Raw genomic sequence first — 4,186 nt, 5'->3', positions numbered from 1 at the left:
ACGGCCTGTGCCAGCCAGCGCATTTCCTCGGCACTGATCCTGGGCGGACGTCCGGGAACCGGCTTGGCGAGCAGGGCGTTCTGTCCGCCATTGGCAAAGTCGGACAGCCAGCGAAAGACACTGCGGATATTGACGCCGAAGGCGACCGCCACGCTTTGGACTGTCTGCCCTTCGCGAACGGCCTTGATCGCCTGTTGGCGCATGACCTGGAGGGAGTGGTGGTCGATTGCCCGACCATCGGAGTTTCGTTTGCATTTCATGGGGGTATTGCCTCTCAATATGACAATACTTTCGATAGGTTTAGTAAGCTGAACGCTCGAAACGAAACCGACCGAGGCGCCGATGACCCTGCTCAGCCCAGCGACGGCTCGCGCCCATGTCTCCACCGACCGCCTCATCAAGGCCTCGAAAGGCAAAAGACCTTGAAAGGGGGGCCTCCCAAGCCTGTTCGAATTGTGGCTGTCTGCCCGATTCGAGGCCGAAAGGTATCGCAGGACTTGGAGTAAGGGAGTGGACTTGCAGTGAGTGTGGCGTCACTCACAACCGCGATGTGAACGCGGCCAAGAACATTCTCGCGGGTCCAGTAGTGGGAATCCCTTCCTTTCCGCCTATGGCGGCGAGCGTTAGCGAGAGGGAGGGGAAGATGTCAACTTTGACGGCAGCTGCGACACATCTTGATGATGCTGCCCTCAAGGACCATCTGCACCTGCCGCGGTGTCATGGCATTGCGCATCGTGAAAGTGGCCTCCTGCGTCGTGTTGATGACGGTAACGCGATCACCGCGCCGTATTTCTTCGTTGAGGTCGGGCAGTCTGAGTCGGTCACCGGAGCGGATCGCATCGTAGTCGGCTTCCTTTTCGAAGCTCAGCGGCACGATGCCGAAATTGCACAGGTTTTGCCAATGGATCCGCGCGAAGCTCTTGGCCAGCACCGCACGTACACCGAGGTAGCGCGGGGCCAGGGCAGCGTGTTCGCGACTCGAACCCTGGCCGTAGTTCTCACCGCCGACGATGAACGACGTACCTCCTTGCTGCTGCATTGCCCGGTCGTAGTATCCCTCGTCGATCTGGTAGAAGGTGAACTTCGCGATCTCGGGGATGTTGCTGCGCAGGGGCAGCACCTTCGCGCCTGCGGGCATGATCTCGTCGGTGGAGACGTTGTCGCCGGTCTTGATCAGTACCGGTCCCGAGAGTGCGTCCGGAAGCGGGTCGAACTCGGGCAAGGAGGCGATGTTGGGCCCCTTGATCAGGGCGACCAGTCTGCCGTCTTCAGCCGGCGGGGCGAGAGCCTCGGTATTGAGAATGTAGTGCTCGGGCTCCTTGAAGTGGGGATAAGCGAAATCGAGGGTGCGGGGGTCGGTGATGACCCCGGTGATTGCCGAAGCGGCGGCCGTCTCGGGGCTGCAGAGATAGACCTTGTCCTCCTTGGTGCCCGAGCGGCCGGGGAAGTTGCGCGGCATGGTGCGCAGGCTGATGCTTTCCGTCGCCGGGGCCTCACCCATGCCGATGCAGCCGCCGCAACCCGCCTGGTGGATGCGTGCGCCACGGTGGATGAGGGTGCCGAGGTAGCCCAGCGCGGAGAGGTTTTCCAGAATCTGCCGCGAGGTGGGGTTGATGTCGAGTGAGACGTCCTCGTGGACACCATGCTGTTCGAGCATCATCGCCACGATTGCGAAATCCCGCAGGCCTGGGTTGGCCGAGGAGCCGACGACGCACTGGCGTACCGGCCTTCCGGCCACTTCGCTGACGGGGACAACGTTGCCGGGGCTGCTGGGGCAGGCGATCATCGGCACAAGAGAGGCGAGGTCGATCTCGATCTCCTCGTCGTAGGTGGCACCCTCGTCGGCGACCAGCTCGACCCACGCCTCTTCGCGGCCACGAGAGGCAAGAAACTCCCTCAAGACGACGTCGGAAGGGAAGACGCTTGTCGTCGCTCCCAGTTCCGCTCCCATGTTGGCGATGACGTGGCGGTCCATGGCGTTCAGGCCCTGCAGCCCATCCCCGTAATACTCGAAGACCTTGTCCACACCCCCGCTGACGTCGTAGCGGCGCAGCATCTCCAGGATGATGTCCTTGGCGCTGACCCAGTCGGGCAGGCTGCCGGTCAGCCTGACGCCGACGATGCGCGGCATCTTTACGTAGAAGGGCTCTCCGGCAATCGCCATCGCCACCTCCAGCCCCCCGGCACCAATGGCGAGCATTCCCATCGACCCGGCAGCGCAGCTGTGGCTGTCCGAACCGAGCAGGGTGCGTCCCGGCCGGCCAAAGTGTTCCATGTGCACCGGGTGGCTCACCCCGTTGCCCGGACGGCTGTACCAGATGCCGAAGCGTCGGCAGGCACTCTGCAAGAAAAGATGGTCGTCGGCGTTTTTGAAATCCGTCTGCAGCAGGTTGTGGTCGACATATTGCACCGAGACCTCCGTCTTGGCGCGCTCGAGCCCCATTGCCTCGAGTTCGAGCATCACCATCGTGCCTGTGGCGTCCTGAGTGAGGGTCTGGTCGATCTTGATCGCGATTTCTTCAGCCTCGCACATTGCTCCTTTGAGCAGGTGAGACGCGATCAATTTCTGGGTGACGTTTTTCGGCATGGGACCCTCCTGGAGGAGAAGGTACATGTTTTTAATTATACAGCGTCCCAGTAAACAGCTTGGCCCGATACCCCAGGCCATCAGCTTTCCGCCAATAAAATGGGCGCTGGCACAAGCCCAGCTCAGAGCGAAGGAGATTTTCCTCACTCCACCTAGCTGCGGGATGCCGGGACACACGCAAACCCGTCCCTTCGAGCGGAAAACCCAGCTCGAACACCGAACACGACTTCACAGGAGATCCAGGATGGTTTTTTCGGCCCGACGTGCCCATGGATTCAGGCTGGAACGCATGCAGGCCTCCAGGCAGTATGCCGACGGCGGCTTCGCGAACACCTACCACCCCAGCGTACAGCGCGTGCCCGAGGGGCGGCCGACTCTGGCCGACCTGATGTTTCGCGGCGAAGGCCGCACGCCGGCGCGGCCACTCCCCGTCATCGACCCACGCGCCACGTGGGCCCGCCCCGTCGAAACCGGACTGCGGGCCACCTGGCTCGGCCATTCGACCGTGCTGCTGGAAATCGACGGCCACCGGGTGCTGACCGATCCGGTGTGGGGCGCGCGCGTCTCACCGTTGCCCTTTCTCGGCCCCAAGCGCTTCCATCCGGTGCCGGTCGATATCGCGGCCCTGCCGCCGCTCGATGCGGTGCTGATTTCCCACGACCACTACGACCATCTGGACTACCCGAGCATCCGGGCGCTTGCCAAGCTTCGGGTGCCCTTCGTCACCTCGCTCGGCGTCGGCCTGCATCTGGAAGCCTGGGGCGTGCCGGCCGAGCGTATCGTCGAGCTCGACTGGTGGGAACGCACGGTGCTGCCGGGAGGCCTGGCGATCACCGCCGCGCCAGCACATCACTACTCCGGACGTGGGCTGCGCGATCGCAACGTGACGCTCTGGTCGTCCTTCGCCCTGCGCGGCGAGCGGCATGCGGTGTTCTTCAGCGGCGACACCGGGCTGTCGCCGGTCTTCGCCGACATCGGCCAGCGGCTCGGGCCGTTTGATCTGGTGATGCTCGAGGTCGGCGCCTTCCATCCGGCCTGGGGGAATGTGCATCTCGGCCCGGACAATGCGCTGAAGGCCTGGGAGCAACTGGGCAGCGGGCGTTTCCTGCCGGTGCATTGGGGCACCTTCAACCTGGCGATGCACTCATGGTCCCAGCCAGCGGATGTGCTGCTGGCGCACGCCTCGGAGGGGCTGGTGATGCCACAGCTGGGCGAGCCGGTCGAGCCGGCCCGGATCGAGGCGGTGGAGCCGTGGTGGCGTGGGGGGACCGAGGGCGACTGGCAAGACGCTGCGCCGCAGGAGACCGGGCGTAACCGTCCGGGCATCCCATCTGGCGTGACTCCGCGGGGCTAAGAGACAGCCCTTTCAAGGTGTTTGCGTAAACTCTCCCGAGGATCAAGCGGGAGGGTAAGACGATGTGGGATGCAGTTCTGGCGCGCTTCGAGAGGCAGGCACCGGCCAGCGTCATGGCACGTCTGGCGCTGGAACGGGCGATGCCGGCCACCTGGATCGACGAAGTGTTCGAGACTCACCGGCAACGCCAGTATCCACGCGAGCTGCTGTTTTCCACGGTGGTCGAGCTGATGTCGCTGGTTTCC

3 protein-coding genes and 2 pseudogenes are annotated in these 4,186 nt (G+C 63.6%); 3 read left to right on the top strand and 2 right to left on the bottom strand.

Translation table 11 applies throughout. The features are described 5' to 3' along the window. Positions 1-260 (bottom strand): helix-turn-helix domain-containing protein (locus EV691_RS22940; RefSeq protein ID WP_131837571.1); only part of this gene is annotated, 260 nt, incomplete at its 3' end. 116 nt (positions 261-376) lie between these two features. Between EV691_RS22940 and EV691_RS22935 the strand changes: the two are divergent. Continuing rightward, a pseudogene (locus EV691_RS22935) lies at positions 377-559 on the top strand (zinc ribbon domain-containing protein); the annotation flags it as partial. 87 nt (positions 560-646) lie between these two features. Here the strand turns inward: EV691_RS22935 and EV691_RS22930 are convergent. Next, positions 647-2,587: an aconitate hydratase gene (locus tag EV691_RS22930; RefSeq protein ID WP_131302099.1), complete on the bottom strand. Its 1,941-nt coding sequence runs from the start codon at positions 2,585-2,587 to the stop codon at positions 647-649. Positions 2,588-2,876: 289 nt separating this feature from the next. Here EV691_RS22930 and EV691_RS22925 point away from each other — a divergent pair, with 289 nt between their 5' ends. Together EV691_RS22925 and EV691_RS22920 are read left to right on the top strand one after the other, a co-directional pair. Further along, on the top strand, positions 2,877-3,941 hold the full coding sequence (locus EV691_RS22925; protein ID WP_242672655.1) for an MBL fold metallo-hydrolase: 1,065 nt from the start codon (positions 2,877-2,879) through the stop codon (positions 3,939-3,941). 113 nt (positions 3,942-4,054) lie between these two features. Beyond that, positions 4,055-4,186: pseudogene (locus EV691_RS22920) on the top strand (IS4 family transposase); the annotation flags it as partial.

Origin of the sequence: Azotobacter chroococcum (genome assembly GCF_004339665.1) — a bacterium.
Taxonomy (GTDB): domain Bacteria; phylum Pseudomonadota; class Gammaproteobacteria; order Pseudomonadales; family Pseudomonadaceae; genus Azotobacter; species Azotobacter chroococcum.
The sequence above is the reverse complement of the archived record's forward strand: the minus strand, read 5'-3'. Positions and strand labels throughout refer to the sequence as shown.

Excerpts from the sequence above, each read along its gene's own strand:
- EV691_RS22930 (WP_131302099.1), bottom strand. The coding sequence starts at position 2,587 with ATGCCGAAAAACGTCACCCAGAAATTGATCGCGTCTCACCTGCTCAAA.
- EV691_RS22925 (WP_242672655.1), top strand. The coding sequence starts at position 2,877 with ATGCAGGCCTCCAGGCAGTATGCCGACGGCGGCTTCGCGAACACCTAC.